21 protein-coding genes are annotated in these 19,875 nt (G+C 71.5%); 9 read left to right on the plus strand and 12 right to left on the minus strand.

Features of this window, described 5'->3' with window-relative positions; genetic code table 11:
• The first annotated feature begins 147 nt into the window (after nucleotides 1–147).
• From B140_RS0100215 to B140_RS0100225, 3 genes are all read left to right on the plus strand, one after another.
• Nucleotides 148–1,119 (plus strand): 1-phosphofructokinase family hexose kinase, encoded by a 972-nt coding sequence (locus B140_RS0100215; RefSeq protein WP_018117331.1) that lies wholly within the window; start codon nucleotides 148–150, stop codon nucleotides 1,117–1,119.
• 65 nt (nucleotides 1,120–1,184) lie between these two features.
• Nucleotides 1,185–3,335 carry a PTS fructose transporter subunit IIABC gene (locus B140_RS11470; protein WP_018117332.1) on the plus strand — a complete coding sequence of 717 codons (2,151 nt, stop codon included), beginning with the start codon at nucleotides 1,185–1,187 and terminating at the stop codon, nucleotides 3,333–3,335.
• A 62-nt stretch (nucleotides 3,336–3,397) separates the two neighbouring features.
• Nucleotides 3,398–3,667, plus strand: a complete 270-nt coding sequence (locus B140_RS0100225) for an HPr family phosphocarrier protein (RefSeq protein ID WP_018117333.1) — start codon at nucleotides 3,398–3,400, stop codon at nucleotides 3,665–3,667.
• A gap of 59 nt (nucleotides 3,668–3,726) precedes the next feature.
• On the opposite strand, the gene B140_RS0100230 is transcribed toward B140_RS0100225, so the two are convergent.
• Nucleotides 3,727–4,989 carry a uracil-xanthine permease family protein gene (locus B140_RS0100230; protein WP_018117334.1) on the minus strand — a complete coding sequence of 421 codons (1,263 nt, stop codon included), beginning with the start codon at nucleotides 4,987–4,989 and terminating at the stop codon, nucleotides 3,727–3,729.
• Nucleotides 4,990–5,023: 34 nt separating this feature from the next.
• Nucleotides 5,024–6,499: a GTPase HflX gene (gene hflX, locus B140_RS0100235; protein WP_018117335.1), complete on the minus strand. Its 1,476-nt coding sequence runs from the start codon at nucleotides 6,497–6,499 to the stop codon at nucleotides 5,024–5,026.
• 89 nt (nucleotides 6,500–6,588) lie between these two features.
• On the opposite strand from hflX, the gene B140_RS0100240 reads away from it, so the two are divergent.
• Complete coding sequence (locus B140_RS0100240; protein WP_018117336.1) at nucleotides 6,589–7,332, plus strand: hypothetical protein; 744 nt, start codon at nucleotides 6,589–6,591, stop codon at nucleotides 7,330–7,332.
• 16 nt (nucleotides 7,333–7,348) lie between these two features.
• Here B140_RS0100240 and dapF read toward each other — a convergent pair whose 3' ends face one another.
• Genes dapF through B140_RS0100255 form a run of 3 tightly spaced genes read right to left on the minus strand, consistent with a single transcriptional unit; the run spans nucleotide 7,349 to nucleotide 9,692 of the window.
• Entirely contained in the window at nucleotides 7,349–8,143 is a 795-nt protein-coding gene (gene dapF / locus B140_RS0100245; RefSeq protein ID WP_018117337.1) for a diaminopimelate epimerase, read from the minus strand.
• Nucleotides 8,144–8,157: 14 nt separating this feature from the next.
• Nucleotides 8,158–9,075, minus strand: coding sequence for a tRNA (adenosine(37)-N6)-dimethylallyltransferase MiaA (gene miaA / locus B140_RS0100250; protein WP_018117338.1), 918 nt, complete (start codon nucleotides 9,073–9,075; stop codon nucleotides 8,158–8,160).
• A complete protein-coding gene (locus tag B140_RS0100255; protein WP_026165803.1) occupies nucleotides 9,072–9,692 on the minus strand; it encodes a hypothetical protein in 621 nt (206 codons plus the stop codon). Before B140_RS0100255 ends, miaA begins: the two co-directional genes overlap by 4 nt.
• A 124-nt stretch (nucleotides 9,693–9,816) precedes the next feature.
• On the opposite strand from B140_RS0100255, the gene B140_RS0100260 reads away from it, so the two are divergent.
• The gene (locus B140_RS0100260; protein WP_026165804.1) at nucleotides 9,817–11,136 is read left to right on the plus strand and encodes a DUF349 domain-containing protein; all 1,320 of its coding nucleotides are present in this window, start codon (nucleotides 9,817–9,819) and stop codon (nucleotides 11,134–11,136) included.
• 131 nt (nucleotides 11,137–11,267) lie between these two features.
• Here B140_RS0100260 and B140_RS0100265 read toward each other — a convergent pair whose 3' ends face one another.
• The 4 genes from B140_RS0100265 to recA all read right to left on the minus strand — a co-directional run bounded on the left by B140_RS0100265 (nucleotide 11,268) and on the right by recA (nucleotide 15,274).
• Nucleotides 11,268–11,936, minus strand: coding sequence for an Rv2732c family membrane protein (locus B140_RS0100265; protein WP_018117341.1), 669 nt, complete (start codon nucleotides 11,934–11,936; stop codon nucleotides 11,268–11,270).
• Nucleotides 11,937–11,986: 50 nt separating this feature from the next.
• Complete coding sequence (gene miaB, locus B140_RS0100270) at nucleotides 11,987–13,465, minus strand: tRNA (N6-isopentenyl adenosine(37)-C2)-methylthiotransferase MiaB (RefSeq protein ID WP_018117342.1); 1,479 nt, start codon at nucleotides 13,463–13,465, stop codon at nucleotides 11,987–11,989.
• 105 nt (nucleotides 13,466–13,570) lie between these two features.
• The gene (locus B140_RS0100275) at nucleotides 13,571–14,152 is read right to left on the minus strand and encodes a regulatory protein RecX (RefSeq protein ID WP_018117343.1); all 582 of its coding nucleotides are present in this window, start codon (nucleotides 14,150–14,152) and stop codon (nucleotides 13,571–13,573) included.
• A 9-nt stretch (nucleotides 14,153–14,161) separates the two neighbouring features.
• A complete protein-coding gene (gene recA / locus B140_RS0100280; protein ID WP_018117344.1) occupies nucleotides 14,162–15,274 on the minus strand; it encodes a recombinase RecA in 1,113 nt (370 codons plus the stop codon).
• Between the two features lie 199 nt (nucleotides 15,275–15,473).
• On the opposite strand from recA, the gene B140_RS0100285 reads away from it, so the two are divergent.
• Genes B140_RS0100285 through B140_RS0100295 form a run of 3 tightly spaced genes read left to right on the plus strand, consistent with a single transcriptional unit; the run spans nucleotide 15,474 to nucleotide 17,436 of the window.
• The gene (locus B140_RS0100285) at nucleotides 15,474–16,076 is read left to right on the plus strand and encodes a biotin transporter BioY (protein ID WP_018117345.1); all 603 of its coding nucleotides are present in this window, start codon (nucleotides 15,474–15,476) and stop codon (nucleotides 16,074–16,076) included.
• On the plus strand, nucleotides 16,069–16,764 hold the full coding sequence (locus tag B140_RS0100290; RefSeq protein ID WP_018117346.1) for an energy-coupling factor ABC transporter ATP-binding protein: 696 nt from the start codon (nucleotides 16,069–16,071) through the stop codon (nucleotides 16,762–16,764). The genes B140_RS0100285 and B140_RS0100290 overlap by 8 nt, the downstream gene beginning before the upstream one ends.
• A 3-nt stretch (nucleotides 16,765–16,767) precedes the next feature.
• Nucleotides 16,768–17,436, plus strand: coding sequence for a CbiQ family ECF transporter T component (locus tag B140_RS0100295; protein ID WP_018117347.1), 669 nt, complete (start codon nucleotides 16,768–16,770; stop codon nucleotides 17,434–17,436).
• 18 nt (nucleotides 17,437–17,454) lie between these two features.
• Here B140_RS0100295 and B140_RS0100300 read toward each other — a convergent pair whose 3' ends face one another.
• Entirely contained in the window at nucleotides 17,455–18,270 is an 816-nt protein-coding gene (locus tag B140_RS0100300) for a PspA/IM30 family protein (RefSeq protein ID WP_018117348.1), read from the minus strand.
• A gap of 112 nt (nucleotides 18,271–18,382) precedes the next feature.
• On the opposite strand from B140_RS0100300, the gene B140_RS0100305 reads away from it, so the two are divergent.
• A complete protein-coding gene (locus tag B140_RS0100305; RefSeq protein ID WP_026165805.1) occupies nucleotides 18,383–18,730 on the plus strand; it encodes a helix-turn-helix domain-containing protein in 348 nt (115 codons plus the stop codon).
• 26 nt (nucleotides 18,731–18,756) lie between these two features.
• Here B140_RS0100305 and B140_RS0100310 read toward each other — a convergent pair whose 3' ends face one another.
• Both B140_RS0100310 and pgsA read right to left on the minus strand, forming a co-directional pair.
• Nucleotides 18,757–19,242 (minus strand): CinA family protein, encoded by a 486-nt coding sequence (locus B140_RS0100310; RefSeq protein WP_018117350.1) that lies wholly within the window; start codon nucleotides 19,240–19,242, stop codon nucleotides 18,757–18,759.
• 4 nt (nucleotides 19,243–19,246) lie between these two features.
• Entirely contained in the window at nucleotides 19,247–19,870 is a 624-nt protein-coding gene (pgsA, locus tag B140_RS0100315) for a CDP-diacylglycerol--glycerol-3-phosphate 3-phosphatidyltransferase (protein ID WP_018117351.1), read from the minus strand.
• Nucleotides 19,871–19,875: the final 5 nt, after the last annotated feature.

Consider the following 19,875-nt stretch of genomic DNA (forward strand, 5'->3'; position numbering starts at 1 on the left):
CACCATGCCACAGCAGGCTGCCCGAACATCCCACATATTCACCGTAATCGGACATATGATCTGTTGACTTTTCGGGCACTAGGCGAAAGAATCAAAACATAATCAAACATCGACAGTGACCCTCATCCCACACCATCGAGGAACCCCGTGATCCTGACCTTCACCCCGAACCCCAGCGTCGATGCCACCCTGACGCTTCCCGAGCCCCTCGCCCCCGGCTCCGTGCAGCGGCTCAGCGCGCTCACCCACGTGGCCGGGGGCAAGGGCGTGAACGTCGCCCACGCCGCCCACCTCGCCGGGCACCCCGCCCTGGCGCTGTTCCCCGCGGGGCCGCAGGACCCCTTCGTGGACCTCGCGGCGCAGGAGTCCATTCCCTCCCTGGCCGTCCCCATGCAGCCGCGGGTGCGCACCAACACCACCATCACCCAGCCGGACGGCACCACCACCAAGCTCAACGGCCCCGGCCCCACCGTCGACACCGAGCTGCGCGAGCGCCTCGCCCGCGCGCTCGTGGAGGCGATCCGCGAGCACGACGCCCCCTGGGTGGCCATGTCCGGCTCCCTTCCCCCCGGCGTCCCGGTGGGCTGGTATGGGGAGCTCGTGGACCTGCTGCGCCGCGAGGCCCCCGCCACGCGCATCGCGGTGGACACCTCGGACGCCGCCATGATCGCGCTGGGCCGCTCCTTCGAGGCCGCCGCGCCCCACCTCATCAAGCCCAACGGGCTGGAGCTGGGCCAGCTGGTGGGCGCCGACGGCGCCGACCTGGAGGCGCGGGCCGACCACGGCGACTACGCCCCGGTGATCCGAGCGGCGCGCGAGATCGTGGGCCAGGGCGTGGAATCCGTGCTGGTGACCCTGGGCGGCGCCGGGGCGGTGCTGGTCACCGCCGGGGGCGCGTGGAAGGCCACCCCGCCGCCCACCACGGTGGTCTCCACCGTGGGCGCGGGCGATAGCTCCCTGGCCGGGTACCTGTTGGCGCACATCGAGGGCCTAGGCCCCGACCAGTGCCTCCGGCGGGCCGTGGCCTACGGCAGCGCCGCCGCCGGCCTGCCCGGTACCACCCTGCCGCGCCCGGAACAAGTGGACACAGAGCGCACCGAGGTCACCGCCCTGGACTAGCCGCACGGCGAGCCCCCAGGGGCGCCGCGATTTTTTCACCCACAAGTACATAGGAAGGACCCTCCATGTCTTCCCCCATCATCACCGCCGACCTCGTCGGCCTGGACGTGGACTACGGCGGGGACCCCGCCGCCGTGATCGACCACCTCGCCCGCCTCGTGGCCGCCACCGGGCGCGCCACGGACGCCTCCGTGCTCGGCGCCGACGCCCGCGCGCGCGAGGAGAAGTCGGGCACCGGGGTGCCCGGCGGCGTGGCCATCCCCCACTGCCGCTCCGAGGCCGTCACCGAGCCGACCCTCGCGTTCGCCCGGCTGAGCCGCCCCGTGGACTTCTCCGGCCCAGACGGGGACGCCTCCCTGGTGTTCCTCATCGCGGCGCCGGCCGGGGGCGGAAAAGAACACCTCAAGATCCTCTCCAAGCTCGCCCGCGCGCTGGTGCGCAAGGACTTCCTGGAGGGGCTGCGCCAGGCCGCCACCGCCGAGGAGATCGTCGCGCTGGTCACCGAGGTGGTCAACGCCGCGCCGAAGAAGAAGGCCGCCAGCGCCCCGGCGCCCGCCACGAGCGCCCCCCAGGCAAGCCAGTCCGCCCCCGAGGCGGCGCGCCCCGAGGTGACCCGCGTGGTGGCCATCACCGCCTGCCCCACCGGCATCGCCCACACGTACATGGCGGCCGACGCCCTCACCCAGACCGCGCAGGAGCGCCCGGACCTGGAGCTGGCGGTGGAGACCCAGGGCTCCTCCGCCGTGACGCCCCTGCCCGCCGCCACCATCGAGGCCGCCGACGCCGTCATCTTTGCCACCGACGTGGGCGTGAAGGACCGGGAGCGCTTCGCGGGCAAGCCGGTGATCGAGTCCGGCGTCAAGCGCGCCATCAACGAGCCCGGCGCGATGCTGGACGAGGCCGTGGCCGCCGCCCGCAACCCCCGCGCCCGCCGCGTGGCGGGTGCCTCGGATGCCTCAGGCGCCCGGGGCGCCCAGGCAGCCTCGGCCGCCGAGGCCGAGGGGCAGGGCCTGAGCTGGGGCAAGCGCATCCAGCAGGCCGTGATGACCGGGGTGTCCTACATGGTGCCCTTCGTGGCCGCCGGGGGCCTGCTGCTCGCCCTGGGGTTCCTCCTGGGCGGCAAGGAGGTGGGCAACCACTGGCAGGTGCTGGTCACCCAGTTCTCCTTAAGCAACCTGCCCGAGCAGCTCATGGCCGTCAACGGGCAGCTCGTGGAGTTCGACCAGTCCGGCCTGGTCCTGTACCTCGCGGCCGTGTTCTTTGCCACGGGGCAGGCGGCCATGACCTTCGTGGTGCCCGCCCTGTCCGGCTACATCGCCTACGCCCTGGCCAACCGCCCCGGCATCGCCCCCGGGTTCGTGGGCGGGGCGATCTCCGTCTCCCTGGGCGCCGGGTTCATCGGCGGCCTGGTCACCGGCGTCCTCGCCGGGTTGGTGGCCATGTGGATCGGCTCCTGGCGGGTACCCCGCTGGATCGGCTCGCTCATGCCGGTGGTGATCATCCCGCTGCTCACCTCCGCGATCGTGGGCCTGAGCATGTTCCTGATCCTGGGCCGCCCCCTGGAGGCCGTGATGACGGGCCTGCAGGATTGGCTCAACTCCATGTCCGGCTCCTCCGCCGTGCTGCTGGGGATCATCCTGGGCCTGATGATGTGCTTTGACCTGGGCGGCCCGGTGAACAAGGCGGCCTACCTCTTTGCCACGGCCGGGCTGTCCACCGGCGACGCCTCCTCCATGAAGATCATGGCGGCCGTCATGGCCGCGGGCATGGTGCCGCCCATCGCGCTCTCCCTGGCCACCTTCCTGCGCAAGGGGCTGTTTACCCCGGCAGAGCAGGAAAACGGCAAGTCCTCCTGGCTGCTGGGGCTCTCCTTCGTCTCCGAGGGGGCCATCCCCTTCGCGGCAGCGGACCCGCTGCGCGTGATCCCCTCGATGATGGCCGGGGGCGCGGTCACCGGCGCGCTGAGCATGGGCCTGGGGGTGACCGCCAGCGCCCCGCACGGCGGCATCTTCGTCATCGCCGCCATCTCCCCGGCCTGGGCGTGGCTGCTCTCCCTGCTGGCGGGCATCCTCGTCTCCACCGTGGCCGTGCTCGCCCTCAAGCGGCTCTGGCCCAACCGGGCCGTGGAGAAGGAGGCCGCCAGGGCTGCGACGGCTGCGGCGGCCCAGGAGAACAACCGGGGCAACAACCTGGCACCTCAGCCCGAGCGCGCCTAAAATTACAGTAAGAGTATTTTCTCACTCCGACCATGCCCCCGCGCATGGAAGAAAGGACAATCATGGCCTCTAAGACCGTCACCGTTGGTTCCGCCGTTGGGCTGCACGCCCGCCCCGCCTCCATCATCGCCGACGCCGCCGGCGACTACGACGAGGACATCTTCCTCACCCTGGTGGGCGGCGACGATGACGACGAGACCGACGCCGCCTCCTCCCTCATGATCATGGCCCTGGGCGCCGAGAAGGGCGATCAGGTCACCGTGACCTCCGAGAACGCCGAGGCAGTGGAGAAGATCGCCGCGCTCATCGAGAAGGACCTGGACTCCGAGTAAGTCCCGGCCTCCCCCTCCGCCCCGCCCGAGCACCTCGGCGGGGCGTTTTTCCTGCGCGCCTACCGCGCGCCCTCGCCCGCGTGGCGGTACAGCCACATCAGGATCGGGTACCCCACCATGATCCCCACGGACCCCCAGGCGATCCCCTCCAGCTCCACCGAGCCCACGCTCAGGGTGAGGTTGCCGATGCCCGCCACCAGGGCCACCGCCGCGGCGGTGAGGTTGACCGGGTGGCTGAAGTTCACCGCGTTGTCCTGCCAGATGCGCACCCCGAGCATCCCGATGAGCCCGTAGAGCACCATCGTGGCCCCGCCGAGCACGCCGGTGGGAATGGTCAGGATCAGCGCGCCGAACTTGGGGATGAAGGCCAGCGCCACCGCCGTGAGCGCCGCCACCCAGTAGGCGGCGGTGGAGTACACCCGGGTGGCCGCCATCACGCCTACGTTCTCCGCGTAGGTGGTGGTGCCGGAGCCGCCGCACCCGCCCGCCAGCGTGGTGGCCAGGCCGTCCGCGAGCAGGGCGTCACCGGCGAGGTCGTCGAGGTCGCGCCCCGTCATGGCGGACACCGCCTTTACGTGGCCCACGTTCTCCGCGATCAGCACGATGACCACCGGCAGCGTCACGCCGATGGCGGCGAGCCGGAACTCGGGGGCGTGAAGCTGCGGCGCGCCCAGCCAGGCGGCCTCGTCGATGGCCCGCCGCGCGCCCTCGGCCAGATCGCCGGTGGCGGCCGCGAAGCACCACCCCACCAGCACCCCGAGCAGAATCCCCAGGCGGGCCACCATGCCCCGCCCCGCCACGGTAAACAGCAGGATGCTCAGCAGCGTCACCCCGGCCACGGCGGGCTGCGACTCCACGTTCCGCGCCGCGGTGGGGGCGAGGTTGAGCCCGATGAGCGCCACGATCGCCCCGGTGACCGCGGGCGGCATCACGGCGTCGAGCACCGCGCGGCCCGCCGCCTTGACTACCGCGCCCACCGCCACGAGCGCCAGGCCCGCGACCATCACCCCGCCGAGCTGCACCGCGATGCCCTGGCCCTGCGTGGCCGCCAGCGGCGCGATGAAGGCGAAGGAACTGCCCAGGTAGCTCGGCAGCCGGTTGCGGGTGATAAGCAGGAAGAGCATGGTGCCCACGCCGGAGAACAGCAGCGTGGTGTTGACCGGGAAGCCGGTGAGGGTGGGGACCAGCAGCGTGGCCCCGAACATCGCTATCACGTGCTGCATGCCGATGCCCACGGTGCGCGGCCAGCTCAGCCGCTCCTCGGGGAACACCACCGCGCCGGGCAGCACCTTCTTGCCGTCTCCGTGGACGGCCCATCTCATGGAACTCACGGCATTGAGTATGCTCCACGAGGGGTCAGACGGTGAACTCCCGCAACTCCTCGGCCAGGCGGCGCGGCAGGCGCACGTCGATGCGCGTGCCCCCGGAGGTGTATTCCTCCCCCAGCACCGTGCCGAACTCGTGGACGCGGGATACCAGATCGCCCCGGGTGAAGGGGATCTCCAGCACCACGTGGCTGTCCAGGGTGTTCAAGAACAGCTCGATGCGCGACTCCAGCTCCCCGATGCCCTCCCCCGTGACGGCGGAGACGAACACCACGTCCTCCAGCACGTGCCGCAGCTCCGCCAGCGCCACGGGATCGGCGGCGTCGATCTTGTTCACCACGATCACCTCGGGCGGGGCCTGCGCCCCCGTCTCCCGGACGATGTCCGCGATAACCTTGTTCACGGCCTGGATCTGCTTGAGCGGGAAGGGGTCGGAGCCGTCCACCACGTGCAGCATGAGGTCCGCCTCCACCACCTCCTCCAGGGTGGACTTGAAGGCCTCCACGAGTTGTGTGGGTAGGTGCCGCACGAAGCCCACCGTGTCGGTGAAGATGATCGAGCGCCCGTCCGCGAGCTGCGCCTTGCGGGTGGTGGGGTCGAGCGTGGCGAACAGCGCGTCCTCCACCAGCACCCCGGCGCCGGTCAGGGCGTTGATGAGGGAGGACTTCCCGGCGTTGGTGTACCCGGCGATGGCGATCTTCGGCGTCAGGGAGACGCTGCGCCGGGAGCGCTTGACCTCGCGGGAGGTCTTCATGGCCGCCAGTTCCTTGCGCAGCCGCGCCATGTCCGCGCGCAGGCGGCGGCGATCCGCCTCGATCTTGGTCTCGCCGGGGCCGCGCAGCCCCACGCCGCCGTTCGACCCGGCGCGCCCGCCCGCCTGGCGGGAGAGGTTGCCGCCCCAGCCGCGCACGCGGGTGATGAGGTACTCCATCTGCGCCAGGGACACCTGCGCCTTGCCCTCCTTGGACTTGGCGTGCTGGGCAAAGATGTCCAGGATGAGCATGGTGCGGTCGATGACCTTGGTGTTGAGCGCGTTCTCCAGGGCCACGAGCTGACCGGGGTTGAGCTCGCCGTCGCAGATCACGGTGTCCGCCTCCGTGGCGGCCACGATGTCGCGCAGCTCCGCGACCTTGCCCGAGCCCACGTAGGTGCCGGCGTCCGGCTTGTCGCGGCGCTGGTAGAGCATCTCGATGACCTCGGCGCCGGCGGTCTGGGCCAGCGCGGACAGCTCGCCCATGGCGGCCTCCACCTCCGCCGCCGTGCCCTCGGTCCACACCCCCACCAGGATCACCCGCTCCAGGCGCAGCTTGCGGTACTCCACCTCGTACCCGTCCGCCTGCTCCTCGGCGTGGATCGTGGTGCGGCTGCCCACCCTGCGCAGGGAGTTGCGCTCGGCGAGGTCGAGGTCACCCAGGGTGGGGTTCTCCTCGTCCACGGGGCGATCGGCGGTGCGGCCAAAGGCCTGAGAAAGCAGCTCCTCGTGGTCTCGGGAGGCTGCGGAATCCATTGGGTTGTTCATCGCCGTCTATTCTGACACGGGGCGGCCCGTTGCCCCACATTCCGTGCCCGGTGCCGCCCGGTACTAGAGTTTGAGCCATGAGCACGGATCTCAAAAGCATAGGCCTGGGTTTTTCTACGTGGCAGGACGCCGTGGAGGCCGCGATCGCCTCCCAGTCCCTCTCCGTGACCGGGGAGGTGCGCGGCGGGCAGCTCATCCAGTTCTCGGATCGCTCCGGGGCGCGGATCAACATCCTGGCGGTGGAGCCCTTTGCCACGTTCGCGGGGTTTGACTCCGTAACCCAGACGTTTGCGCACGTGGACATGCTCACGGACGTGGTGGCGCTGTGCGAGGTGGTGGACCCGATGGGCAACCCGCTGGCCACCATCACCTGCAACCTCGCCCAGGGGCCGCTGCTCGCGGAGGACGGCCAGCAGCAGTTCCAGCAGATCGCCCTCACCGCCCTGGGCATCGACGCCGCCGTGTACCCCTCGGCGGTGGAGTACGAGAACGCCACCGGCGGCGTCCTCGGGGTGATCGAGTCCGACAGCGCCCGCGCCGTGGCCGAGGGCACCGGGGCCGCCGCGCCGGACGCCTCGGCCCGGTTCTCCGCCAGGGTGCTCGAGGCCGAGTACCGCACCACCGAGCTGACCGGGCAGCGCTTCATCCACGCCACCGTGGACGGCCCCTTCCCCTTCGACGTGTGCCTGCCCGACGCCCCCGAGCTTCCCCGGCGCGACGAGGTCCTCGCCGGGACCTTCGTGTTCGCGGGCTCCCTCACCGCCCCCGTGGGCGGCGGGTGCTGCGGAGGCAGCGGCTCCTGCGGGTGCGGGGGCCACTAGCCCCTCGACGCGCCCCTTACAAGACGGTGCGCCCGGTGGCGACGATCTCCGAGGGGCCGGTGAGGGTGGCGGCCTCCTCCTCGATGCGCACCGTGACCTCTCCCCCGGGCACGCGCACGGTGACCTCCCCGGTGGTCAGGGCGGCGTCGGCAAGCGCCGCCGTGGCGGCGGCCACCGTGCCGGTGCCGCAGGAGAGGGTCTCGCCCACCCCGCGCTCCCACACGCGCATGTCCACCGCTCCGTCCCGCAGGGGGGTCAGGATCTCCACATTGACGCCCTCGGGGAAAAACTCCTCGTCCCACTGCGGGCGCACGAGCGGCCACTGCGCCAGGCCCGGGGCGTCGAGCCCCGGGATCACCGCCGCCAGGTGCGGGTTGCCCACGTTGATCCCCAGCCCGGCGAAGGAGCGGTCCCCCATGCGGGCGGTGGACAGGCCATCCACCCGCGCCCGGCCCATGCCCACGGAGGCCACCGCGCGCCGGTCGGTGGCCTCGTGGACCTCCACCTCGCGCAGGCCCGCGCGCGTCTCCACGAGGAAGCGCGGGGCGTCCACGAGCCCCCGGGAATACAGCCAGTGCGCGAACACCCGCACCCCATTGCCGCACATCTCCGCCACGGAGCCGTCCGCGTTGCGGTAATCCATGAACCAATGCTCGCGCCCGCGCGCCACGCGCAGGATGCCGTCCGCCCCCAGGCCCCGGTGGCGATCGGCCAGGAGCGCCACGCGCTCGGGGGAAAGCTCGATCTCCCCGCGCTCGTCCGGGATGATGAGGAAGTCATTCCCCGTGCCGTGGCCCTTGGCGTAGAACAAACCTTCTTGAGTACTCACCCGAGCCAGTCTAGCGCCTGCGCAAGCGTGTCCCCCGCCGCGTCGATCCAGTGCACGCGCGGGTCGCGCCGGAACCAGGCGCGCTGCCTGCGCACGTAGCGGCGGGTGCCCGTCACCGTGCGCTCCCGGGCCTCCGTCCAGGTCAGCTCGCCCGCCAGGGCGTCGAGCACCTGCGCGTAGCCGATGGCGCGCCCCGCCGTGGAATCCCGGCGCAGGCCCCGGTGGCGCACCAGGTGTTCCGTCTCCTCCACCAGGCCGAGGTCGAACATCTCCCGCGTGCGCCGCTCGATGCGCGGGTTCAGCCACTCCGCCTGCGTGCGCAGGCCCAGGATGCGGGTGCCCCACCTCGGCGGGGCGCCGATGGGCGGCTGGCTGGCCTGGTAGGGCCGCCCGGTCAGCTCGATGACCTCCAGGGCCCGCACGGTGCGGCGCGGGTCCTTGTCCTCGATGATCCGCGCCGCCTGCGGGTCGCGCCTAGCCAGCTCCGCGTGCAGGGCCTCCACGCCGACCTCCTCGAGGCGCTCCTGCCACCGCCGCCGCACCGCAGGATCGGTGGGGGGAAACTGCCAGTCGTCCAGGAGCGACTGCGCGTACAGCATGGAGCCGCCCACCAGGATCGGGGTGCGGCCCCGCGCCCGGATGGCCTCCACGTCCGCCACCGCCGCGCGCTGGTAGCGCGCCACCGAGGCCGTCTCCGTGACCTCCCAGACGTCGAGCTGGTGGTGCGGTATGCCCCGGCGCTGCTCCACCGTGAGCTTGGCGGTGCCGATGTCCATGCCCCGGTAGAGCTGCATGGAATCCACGTTGACGATCTCCCCGCCGCAGCGCTGCGCCAGCGCCAGGCCCAGGGCGGACTTCCCGGAGGCCGTGGGGCCCACCACGGCGATGGGGGTGGGCGGCGCGGGGGGCGTCATAGCAGCCACTCCGCCACGTAGCGCCCCACCCCGGCGGTGGCGTCCGCGTCCACGAGGCAGGCGTGGCGGGGGGTCAGCGCCGCCAGCTCGCACCACAGCGCGGGCTCGATCACCCCGGCGGCCCGCAGCCGCCCCGCGTCCGCCTCCTCGCCCATCTCCTCGCCTGTCCGCTCGCCCGGCCGGTGGCGCCCGGCCAGCAGGTCCCGGCACCACTGATCGGCCCAGGAGGCGCCGTCGAGCAGCGAGAGCGGGGCGCGGGGGGTCAGCCCCGCCGAGCCGTCCAGGGCCACCACGGTGAGTACCCCCTCACGGGGGTGCCCCAGGCGATCCCGGGCCTCCACCACCTCGGCGGCCTCGAGGACGTAGCGCATCACCAACTCCGGGAGATAGTTCCCTCCGCCCACCCGCACCTGCGGGGCGCCCCAGGCGCGAAAGCTGCCCGTGTGGGCGGTAAACCAGCGGGGATCACGGCTGCCCACGAGGTGCACGGGCAGCTCCTCGTACTTCCGTGCCGTCCGGCGCGCGAGCGCGCACAGCCGCCGCGCCGCCTCGTCCCGGGGGGCCAGCGGGGCCACCAAAGCGGGGCTTCCCGGCATCACCAACATCTGAGCTGTCACACGCCCTAGGTTAGTGGGTTGACCATGACGCGCCGGGGCTGGCCCTGTACATTGGATAAGTGTGACGTGTGATGGTCGCGCGTAGCGCGGCGTGATACTAAACCAAAGGACGTGCTTTTCCGATATGACCAATCAGCCTGTTCCGAGCCCGGCGCAACTAGCCAAGAAGAAACCCACGCCAGGCCCCCGGCCTGCGGCTCAGGCACCCGCCGCGCCCTCCGCTCCCAGCGATCCCTCCCGGTGGGGGCGCGTGGAGGCCGACGGCACCGCGTGGGTGCACACCGGAGACGGTGAGCGGCGCATCGGCCAGTACAAGGCGGGCACCCCGGAGGAGGGGCTCGCCCACTTTGGCGCCCGCTACGACGACCTCGCCACGGAGGTGACCCTCCTCGAGAACCGCCTGCGGCTGCACCCCGAGGACGCCGAGGCGATCCGCGCCCAGGCCCAGGAGGTGCGCTCGCAGCTCGACACCGCCGCCGTGATCGGCGACCTTGACGCCCTCGACACCCGCCTGATGGGCATCGTCGCGGACTCGGACACCGCACAGGCCCAGGTGAGCCAGGAGCGGCAGCGCCGCCGCTCCGAGGCCATCGCCGCCAAGGAGAAGCTCGCCGCCGAGGCGGAGGACATCGCCGCGCGCTCCACGGACTGGAAGGCCGCCGGGGACCGCATCCGCGAGATCCTCGCGGAGTGGAAGACCATCCACGGGATCGACCGCAAGACGGACGATCAGCTCTGGAAGCGCTACTCCCGCGCCCGCGACTCCTTCAACCGACGCCGCGGCTCCCACTTTGCCGAGCTGGACCGCGCCCGCGCCCAGGCCAAGCGAGCCAAGGAGGAGCTGGTGGAGCGCGCCCGCGCCCTCCAGGACTCCACCGACTGGGCCGAGACCGCCCGCGCCTTCCGCGACCTCATGAAGGAGTGGAAGGCCGCCGGGCGCGCCCCCCGCGAGGCCGACGACGCCCTGTGGGAGCAGTTCCGGGGCGCCCAGGATCACTTCTTTGACGCCCGCACCGCCGCCAACAACGCGCGCGACAAGGAGTATGCCGACAACGCCGCCGCCAAGGACGCGCTGCTGGCGGAGTACGGGCCGCAGATCAACCCCGAGGAGAACCTGGAGGCCGCCCGCGACAAGCTCGCGGAGCTGCAGGAGAAGTGGGAGCAGATCGGCTACGTGCCCCGGGGGCGGGTGCGCGAGTACGAGGACAAGATCGCCGCCGTGGAGCGCTCCGTGAAGGAGGCCGCGGAGAGCAAGTGGCGGCGCACCGACCCCGCCGCCCAGGCGCGGGCCGCGCAGTTCCAGGCCAAGGTGGACGACTTTAACGCCCAGGCCGAGCAGGCCGCCGCCAAGGGCGACCAGAAGCGCGCCGAGCAGCTCCGCGCGCAAGCCGCCCAGTGGTCCGAGTGGGCCAGCGCCGCGGCCCAGGCCGTGGAGGATCGCTAGGGCTTAGCGGCCCCTCGAAGGGCCTCAAAAAAGGCTCGGGCACCTAGTGCCTGAGCCTTTCTCTGTGCGCGCTCTCCGCCCCCGCACCGGGGAACACGGGGAGCGTCGCCTGGCGCTGCCCCGCCCCCGTTCTACCGCGGCTCGCCGCGCTGCTCGCCCCTCGGAGCGGAACGCCGGGCCGCGCGCTCGCGGCGATCGTCCACGAGCAGGGGGTTCTCCCCGCCGCGCCGCTGCTGGCGCACCAGGGCCGCGCGCTGGGCGTAGCCCACCTCGTCGAGGTCGTCCGCCCGGGCGCGCTCCCGCGCGAGGCGCTCCTGCTCCGGGGAGCGGCGCAGGGCGATCAGCGAGTACACCACCACCGCCGCGAGCACCGCGAGGATCGCCAGGTACGCCCCCACCCCGGCGCCGGTGGCCTCCTCCCCGCCCGGGCGCGTCTGGCGCAGCCACATGGCCAGCAGGGACTCCACCAGCGCCACGGTGCTGAACATCCAGGCGATCAGCGCAAAGGCCGTGCGCCGCAGCGCGAGCGTCAGGCCGGTAAAAAGCCCCACCCCGGCGAAGGCGCACACCGCGAAGATGTACTCCGTGATCTTCACCCCGGCCTGCGCGGCGGCGTCGCTGAACAAGAGCACCTTGTAGCCCGGCACCCCCGTGACCTGGGGGAGAAACAGCGAGACCACGTAGAACACGAAGGCCCCCGCCAGCACGTAGCCAGGGGTGCCCAGCCACAGGCGCGAGGAGGCCGTGCGCTCCATCTCCGCGAGCTGCGCCGCCGAATACTTTTCCTGCTCCTGCGTCATCCTTAAGTTCCTTATGTAGGTCGTTGTGGCAGCGGGCTTAAGCGCCCGCCCTATCCGCGCGGGCGCAGGCCCGGCATGCCCAGCCCCACCCCCACCGGGGCGGTGGTCGGGGTGCGCCCGGCCTCCGCCATGTCCCCCGCCCGGGTGCGGCGGTGGCTGCTTACCCCGGAGTCCGCGATGAGGAAGAAGGGGGTGGAATCCGTGACGGTCACCTCCACCACGTCGCCGGGCCGCACCGGCTCGGCGGCGCCGACGGGGTCGAAGTGCACCAGGCGCCCGTCCCGCGCCCGCCCGGACATCCGGTGGGTGCGGTGGTTCTTGCGGCCCGCCTGATCCTGCACGATCAGCTCCACCGACGTGCCCACCAGCGCCGCGTTGTCCTCGGCGCTGATGCGCTCCTGCAGGGCGATCAGGCGCTCGTAGCGCTCCTGCACGACCTCCTTGGGCACCTGGTTGTCCATCTCCGCTGCCGGGGTCCCGGGGCGGGGGGAATACTGGAAGGTAAAGGCCGAGCTGAAGCGGGCCTTTTCCACCACGTCCAGGGTGGCCTGGAAGTCCTCCTCCGTCTCCCCGGGGAAGCCCACGATGATGTCCGTGGTGATCGCGGCGTGCGGGAACTTGGCGCGCACCTCCTCCAGGATGCCCAGGAACTTCCTGGTGCGGTAGGAGCGCCGCATGGCCTTGAGCACGCGGTCGGAGCCGGACTGCAGCGGCATGTGCAACTGGGGGCACACGTTGGGGGTCTGCGCCATCGCGTCGATCACGTCCGAGGTGAACTCCGCGGGGTGCGGGCTGGTAAAGCGCACCCGCTCCAGGCCCTCGATGGAGCCGCAGGCGCGCAGCAGCTTGGAGAAGGCGGAGCGATCCCGCTCCATCTCCGGGTCCGCGAAGTGCACCCCGTAGGCGTTGACGTTCTGCCCCAGCAGGGTGACCTCCATGACGCCCTGTTCCACCAGGGCCTGCACCTCCGCCAGGATGTCTCCGGGGCGGCGGTCCGCCTCCCTGCCGCGCAGGGAGGGAACGATGCAGAAGGTGCAGGTGTTGTTGCAACCCACCGAGATGGACACCCAGCCCGCGTAGGCGGACTCGCGCTTGGCGGGCAGCACCGAGGGGAACTCCTCGAGGGCCTCCACGATCTCCACCTCGGCGCGCTCGTTGTGCTGGGCGCGGTCCAGCAGGGCGGGCAGCGCCCCGATGTTGTGGGTGCCAAAGACCACGTCCACCCATGGGGCCTTGTCCACCACCACGGAGCGGTCCTTCTGCGCCAGGCAGCCGCCCACCGCGATCTGCATGCCGGGGTGCTGGTCCTTGACCTTTTTGAGCTGGCCCAGGGAGCCATAGAGGCGGTTATCCGCGTTCTCCCGCACCGCGCAGGTGTTAAACACCACCAGGTCCGCCTGCGCCTCCGCGTCCGCCGGGACGTAGCCCGCCTCCTCCAGCAGGCCCGCCAGGCGCTCGGAATCGTGGACGTTCATCTGGCACCCGAAGGTCTTGACCTCGTAGGTGCGGGGGTGGGTTTGTTGCTGCATCACGGTGCCACATTCTAGTGGCCCATGCGGGGCGGAACCCAAATGCGCCCGCCCGGCCTCCTCGGCATTCTCGCCGTGGTTTCCCTGGGCGTGTCCCGGGCGGAACTAGGCGGCGCGCAGCTCCGCGTAGCGCTCCTCGACGGCCTCCCTGGCCAGCGCCAGCGACATCCCCTCGGGGAAGCCGCGCCGGGCCAGGGCGCCGAGCACGCGCCGCACGTCCTTGTCGCGCTCGTGACGGCCCTCCGGCACGCCCCTGATGCCGCGCGCCTTCTTCCGAGCCACGGCCCGGGCGGTGGCCTCCTCCTCGGCCTCGCTGATCTGGTCGAGCGCCTCGCGGCGCTCCGTGGCCCCGACCCCCTTGTCCCGCAGCTCCCGGGCCAGCACCCGCGTGGACTTTCCCCGCCGGCGGGCGCGCTGGCTCACCCACTCCTGGGCAAAGGCGGCGTCATCGAGCAGACCCACCTCCTGCAGGTCGTCAAGCACCTCCTCCACCGTCTCCGGCTCGTACTCGGCCTTGAGCAGGCGCTGCCGCAGCTCGTGGCGGGACCGCGCCCGGTAATCCAGCAGTCTCAGCGCGCGCTCGCGCACCTTGGCCTTGGCCTTTTCCCGCTCCGGGTCCACCAACCCTGTGGGCTGGTAGTTGGCTATCGCGCTGCGCAGGCGCTCCAGCACCTCGTCCTGAGACAACAGCTCCCCCTAGTCCTCATCGTCGAAGTCCACGTTGGGCACCACGTCCACCGGGTCGTCGCTGAGCGCGTCCTCCCCGGCGCCCTCCTCCGGGGCGTCGCCCATGCCGAGCTTGGCCAGGATCTTCTTCTCGATCTCGTCCGCGAGCGGGGTGTTGTCCTTCAGGTTCAGGCGCACCTTCTCCTTGCCCTGCCCCAACTGCTCGCCCTCGTAGGTGAACCAGGAGCCGGACTTCTTGATCACTCCGTTCTCCACGCCCATGTCGATGAGCGAGGACTCTCGGGAGATGCCCTCGCCGTAGATGATGTCAAACTCCGCGACCTTGAACGGCGGCGAGACCTTGTTCTTGACGATCTTGATCTTGGTGCGGTTGCCCACCGCGTCCTGGCCGTCCTTGAGCGTCTGGATGCGGCGCACGTCGCAGCGCACGGAGGCGTAGAACTTCAGAGCCTTGCCGCCCGTGGTGGTCTCGGGGGAGCCGAACATCACGCCGATCTTCTCGCGGAGCTGGTTGATGAAGATGGCAGTGGTGCCGGAGTTGTACAGCGCGCCGGTCATCTTGCGCAGGGCCTGGCTCATCAGGCGCGCCTGCAGGCCCACATGGCTATCGCCCATCTCGCCCTCGATCTCCGCCTTCGGGGTCAAAGCCGCCACGGAGTCCACCACGATGATATCGATCGCCCCGGAGCGCACGAGCATGTCCGCGATCTCCAGGGCCTGCTCGCCGGTGTCCGGCTGGGACACCAGCAGGGCGTCCGTGTCCACGCCCAGCTTGCGGGCGTACTCGGGATCGAGGGCGTGCTCGGCGTCGATAAAGGCGGCGATGCCGCCCTCCTTCTGCGCCGAGGCGATGGCGTGCAGCGCCACCGTGGTCTTACCGGAGGACTCCTGACCGTAGATCTCCACGATGCGGCCGCGCGGGAAGCCGCCCACGCCGAGGGCGACGTCGATCGCGGTATTGCCGGAGGAGATGGCGCGCACCGGCGGGCGCTTGTCCTCCCCCAGCCGCATCACGGCGCCCTTGCCGAAGTCCTTCTCGATCATCGCCAGGGCGGCGTCGAGAGCCTTCTGGCGGTCCTCCCCGCTCCCCTTGGCGTTGGTGGTCTTTTTCTTCGCTGCCATGTCGCTTATTCCTTCAATGAGTAACGGTTCCACATCATGAGACCGCCGCGAGTGACCGATGGTTCCCCGCGTGGCGATCGGCTTCCACCCTAAGCGTCCGCCGTGACAGCTTCGAACATACACGCACGCATGTTCGAAAGCCAATCGCCGCCGGGCCGCGATTTGCCCACTTGAACACCGTTCAAGGTAGGTTTTTACCATGAACTCTTCGCTTCGATCCCTCACCGACCTCGCCCTGGCGGCGGTCTTTGCCGCGCTCATCATCGTGCTGGCCTTCGTCTCCATCCCCGTGGGCACCGCCGGGGTGCCCATCGTGCTGCAAAACGCCGCCTTCATCCTCACCGGCCTGGTCCTCGGCGCCCGCCGCGGCCTGCTGACAGTGCTCATCTTCTTCGTGCTCGGCCTCGCCCTGCCCGTGCTCGCCGGCGGCCGCAGCATCACCGCCGCGCTCAGCGGACCCACCGTGGGCTACATCGTGGGCTACATCGTCTCCACCGCCCTGGCCGGGCTCCTCGCCTACCACCTGCGGGGCAACCGCTACCTCGCCCTCTCCGTTGCCGCCGTGGTGGCCCTGGCCTCCCAGTACCTCTGCGGCGCGGTGGGCCTGATCCTGCGCGCGGACATGACCGTGGGCGCCGCCCTGGCCGCCCAGGGCCCCTTCCTGCTCATCGACGCCCTCAAGCTCGCGGTGGTGGTCCTCGCGGCCGCGGCGATCCACACCGCGCTGCCCCACCTGCTGCGTCCCGCCGCCTCCCCTGCGGCCCCCGCCTCCTCCACCGCGACCCCGGGCGGCCATGCCTAGCGTCGCCTTCCGGGACGTCTGCCTCGACCTGGGCTCCGGCCCCATCCTCAGCAACGTCACCGCCACCATCGACGAGCACCGCGTGGGCATCATCGGCGCCAACGGCTCCGGCAAGTCCACGCTGGCCCGCATGATCAACGGCCTGGCCACCCCCACCGGCGGCGAGGTGGAGGTGGACGGTCTCAGCGTGCGGCGCGAGGGCAGGCGGGTGCGCGAGCTGGTGGGATTCATCTTCTCCGACGCGGACAACCAGATCATCATGCCCAGCGTGCGCGACGACGTCGCCTTCTCGCTGCGCAGGCGCCGGGACCTGGCCAAGAAGGAGCGCCTGGACCGGGCGGACCGCGCGCTGGCCGCGATGGGCCTGCGGGGCCACGAGGAGCAGTCGCCCCACGTCCTCTCCGGCGGGCAGAAGCAGCTACTCGCCCTGACCTCCGTGCTCATCGCCCAGCCCCGCCTGATCGTGGCCGACGAGCCCACCACCCTGCTCGACCTGCGCAACCGCCGCCGGATTCAGCGGCGCTTCGCGGAGCTGGAGCAGCAGCTCATCGTGGTCACCCACGACCTCGACCTCCTCGACGGCTTCGACAGGGTGCTGTGCATCGACCGGGGGCGCATCGTTGACGACGGCCCCCCGGACGCCGTCATCCCCGCCTACGTCGAGCGCATCGAGGACGAGCAGGGCTAACCGATGGCTCCTCCCTCCCCGCGCATCCCCCTGGGCACCTACGTGCCCGGCTCCTCCCCCGTGCACCGGGCCGGGGTGGGGCTCAAGCTCCTCGTCCTGCTCGGCTACGTGATCCTCGGCGTCCTCGCCGTGGGCTCCCCGGCGCAGGCCGCCGCCTACGCGCTGCCCTGCGCGCTGCTCTACCTGCTGGCGCGCGTCCCCCCGGCGGTGGCGTGGTCGCAGTTCTGGCCGCCGCTGCCCGTGCTGCTGCTGCTCGGCGCCTTCCAGTGGTGGCAGGCCGGCCCCGCCCACGCCGCCACCCTGGTCATCACCCTGTGCGCCTCCCTCATGGCCGCCGCCCTGCTCACCCTGACCACCACCATCGCGGACCTCATGGAGGGGCTGGAGCGCAGGCTCGCGCCGCTGGGGCGCTGGGGCTTTCCCGCCGAGCGATTCTCCCTCGCCCTCTCCCTCACGCTGCGCATGATCCCGGTGCAGATGCGCACCGTGGGCGAGGTGCTCGAGGCGCGCAGGGCGCGCGGGGCCGGGTGGAGCGCGCGGGCCTTCGTCGTCCCCGTGCTGATCCGCTCCCTCAACCGCGCGCAGGCCATCGCCGAGGCCCTCTGGGCGCGCGGGGCCGGGGACGAGGCAGACGACGAACCCGCCCCCGATCCGCGCCGCGCGGAGGACTAGCCCCCTCTCCTGGCCGCGCTAGGCCTCGCCGCGCAGCTCGCGCATCCGCTGCTGCACCGCGTCGTCCACGGGGGCGCCGGTGGCACCCCCGGCGTCGATCGCCTTGGGCGCGGAGCCGGAGTTCATCTCGCTGCGGATCTGCTCCAGGCGCGAGTGGCCCGCCATCTGGATCCCCGCCTGCTGCACCTCCGCCATGCGCGCCTCCACGGAGTTCTCCGCCAGCTCCGCCTGACCCAGGGCGTTGGCGTAGCGCCGCTCGATCTTGTCCCGCACCTGGTCCAGGTTGGGGCCGGACCCGGAGGTCAGGGAGTTCATGGACTTGACGGACTCCGCCACCTTCTCCTGCATCTTGGCCTGCTCTAGCTGGCTGAGCAGCTTGGAGCGCTCGGCCACCTGCTGCTGGAGCTTGGCGGAGTTGCGCTCCACGGCCTGCTTGGCCTGCTGGGCCTGCTTGATGGCCTGGTCGTGGAGCTGCTTGGTGTCCTCCACGGACTGCTCGGCGGTCACGAGCTGCGCGGCAAAGGCCTCTGCGGCGTTCTCATACTCCACGGCCTTGCGCTCATCGCCCTGGGAGCGCGCCTTGTCCGCGAGCTGAAGCGCCTGCTTGGTGTTGGCCTGGAGCTTCTCGATCTCCTCCAGGCGGCGGTTGAGCTGCATCTCGAGCTGGCGCTGGTTGCCGATCACCGCGGCGGCCTGGCGGGAGAGCTCCTGGTGCTGGCGCTGCGCCTCCTCCATCGCCTGCTGGATCTGCACCTTGGGGTCGGCGTTCTCCTCGATCTTGCTATCGAAGAGCGCCATGAGGTACTTCCATGCCTTGCTAAACGGGTTTGCCATCGTGGGGGTCCTCCTTTTGCGTTGTCAGTGTGCATGGTACCGCGTTGCCCGCCGCGCACACGGCGCGCCGGGCCCGGGAACAAAAAGGCCCCCCGGGGAGTTACACACCATGATGGGTACACACACCGCTATCTTGGACACACGCCCCTCAGCAGGCAGCCTGGCCCCGCGCCCGGAGCCGCTCCTGCGGGAGGCCCTGGGAGACGCCCTACGCGCGTTCCGCTCCGAGCGCCGCATCACCCTCCGCGAGCTCGCGGAGGCCGCCCGCGTTTCCCCCGGCTACATCTCCGAGCTGGAGCGCGGGCGCAAGGAGGTCTCCTCGGAGCTGCTGGCCGCCGTCTGCCACGCCCTCGGGGTCACGGTGGCCGACGTCCTCATCGAGGCCGCCGGCTCGATGGCGCTCAGCGACGTGGCCGAGGAGCTGGCCACCGGGGATCTCTCCGCCCCCGCCGAGGCCTAGCGGGGAGCGCACAGGCGCAAGCCGCGCTACTCCTCCCCCGCGGCGGCCAGCAGGCCGCGCAGCGCCCGGCGCACCGACTCCTCCCGGATCGCGGCGCGATCCCCGCTCAGGCACAGGTTCCGCGCCTCGCGCACCCCGGGGCCGCACACCCCCAGCCACACCTCCCCCACCGGGTGCCCGTCCTGGGGCTCCGGCCCGGCCACGCCGGTCAGCGCCACCGCCCAGGTGCCGCCCAGCCGGGAGCGGGCGCCCTCCGCCATGCACAGCGCGGTTTTCCGCGCCACCGGGCCGTGCTCCCGCAGCACCTCGGCGGGCACCCCCGCCAGCGTCTCCTTGAGGTCGGTGGCGTAGACCACCAGGCCGCCACGCAGCACCGCCGAGGCCCCCGGTACCCCCGCCAGCGTGGCGCTCAGCAGACCCGCGGTGAGCGACTCGCAGCAGACGATCGTCTCTGCCCGGGCCGTCCAGCGCGCCACCACGCGCGCGGCCAGGGCCTGGGTGTTGTCCCCCATCCGATCAGCGCACGCGCGGAGTAGCGGCGGGCCGGGGCGCGGTGCCCTGACGGCGCCCGTCGAGGATGTACTGCACGCCCGTGACCACCGTGACGGCCACCGCCACCCCCATCACCGCGTGGGTGGGCCACGTCATCCACCCGGGCAGCGGGCACAGGTACATGGCCACCGCCAGGGACTGCAGCACGGTCTTGAGCTTGCCCCCCTTACTCGCCGGAACCACCCGGCCCCGGCGCAGCAGCATCATGCGCCACAGGGTGATGCCCAGCTCGCGCACCACGATCACCGCGGTGACCCACGCGGGCATAGCCCCCACGAGGTTGAGGCACACCAGCGCGGTGATCATGAGGGCCTTGTCCGCGATGGGATCGGCGATCTTGCCAAAGTCCGTGACGATCCCCCGGGCGCGGGCGATGTCCCCGTCGAGCTTGTCGGTGACCATGAGGGCCGCGAAGAGGCCGAAGGCCGCCCACATCCACCCCGTGTGGGTGTTATCCGCGCGCAGCGCCAGCCACGCAAAGACCGGCACGAAAACGATGCGCAGGCAGGTCAGGAAGTTGGGCAGGTTCCAGTTGGAGGAAGCCCGCGCGGGCGACCCGCCGCTCGTCGTCGATGCGTTCACGCCCATCACTG

The organism is Corynebacterium mastitidis DSM 44356 (assembly GCF_000375365.1).
GTDB classification, from domain to species: Bacteria; Actinomycetota; Actinomycetes; order Mycobacteriales; family Mycobacteriaceae; genus Corynebacterium; species Corynebacterium mastitidis.

Bases quoted from the DNA above. Each gene is read 5' to 3' on its own strand.
- B140_RS11470 (WP_018117332.1), top strand. From the start codon at position 1,185: ATGTCTTCCCCCATCATCACCGCCGACCTCGTCGGCCTGGACGTGGAC.
- hflX (WP_018117335.1), bottom strand. From the start codon at position 6,499: ATGGATTCCGCAGCCTCCCGAGACCACGAGGAGCTGCTTTCTCAGGCC.
- B140_RS0100300 (WP_018117348.1), bottom strand. From the start codon at position 18,270: ATGGCAAACCCGTTTAGCAAGGCATGGAAGTACCTCATGGCGCTCTTC.
- B140_RS0100260 (WP_026165804.1), top strand. From the start codon at position 9,817: ATGACCAATCAGCCTGTTCCGAGCCCGGCGCAACTAGCCAAGAAGAAA.
- miaB (WP_018117342.1), bottom strand. From the start codon at position 13,465: ATGCAGCAACAAACCCACCCCCGCACCTACGAGGTCAAGACCTTCGGG.
- B140_RS0100295 (WP_018117347.1), top strand. From the start codon at position 16,768: ATGGCTCCTCCCTCCCCGCGCATCCCCCTGGGCACCTACGTGCCCGGC.
- B140_RS0100230 (WP_018117334.1), bottom strand. From the start codon at position 4,989: ATGAGATGGGCCGTCCACGGAGACGGCAAGAAGGTGCTGCCCGGCGCG.
- B140_RS0100240 (WP_018117336.1), top strand. From the start codon at position 6,589: ATGAGCACGGATCTCAAAAGCATAGGCCTGGGTTTTTCTACGTGGCAG.
- miaA (WP_018117338.1), bottom strand. From the start codon at position 9,075: ATGACGCCCCCCGCGCCGCCCACCCCCATCGCCGTGGTGGGCCCCACG.
- B140_RS0100265 (WP_018117341.1), bottom strand. From the start codon at position 11,936: ATGACGCAGGAGCAGGAAAAGTATTCGGCGGCGCAGCTCGCGGAGATG.
- pgsA (WP_018117351.1), bottom strand. From the start codon at position 19,870: ATGGGCGTGAACGCATCGACGACGAGCGGCGGGTCGCCCGCGCGGGCT.
- B140_RS0100285 (WP_018117345.1), top strand. From the start codon at position 15,474: ATGAACTCTTCGCTTCGATCCCTCACCGACCTCGCCCTGGCGGCGGTC.
- recA (WP_018117344.1), bottom strand. From the start codon at position 15,274: ATGGCAGCGAAGAAAAAGACCACCAACGCCAAGGGGAGCGGGGAGGAC.
- B140_RS0100225 (WP_018117333.1), top strand. From the start codon at position 3,398: ATGGCCTCTAAGACCGTCACCGTTGGTTCCGCCGTTGGGCTGCACGCC.
- B140_RS0100290 (WP_018117346.1), top strand. From the start codon at position 16,069: ATGCCTAGCGTCGCCTTCCGGGACGTCTGCCTCGACCTGGGCTCCGGC.
- B140_RS0100305 (WP_026165805.1), top strand. From the start codon at position 18,383: ATGGGTACACACACCGCTATCTTGGACACACGCCCCTCAGCAGGCAGC.
- B140_RS0100310 (WP_018117350.1), bottom strand. From the start codon at position 19,242: ATGGGGGACAACACCCAGGCCCTGGCCGCGCGCGTGGTGGCGCGCTGG.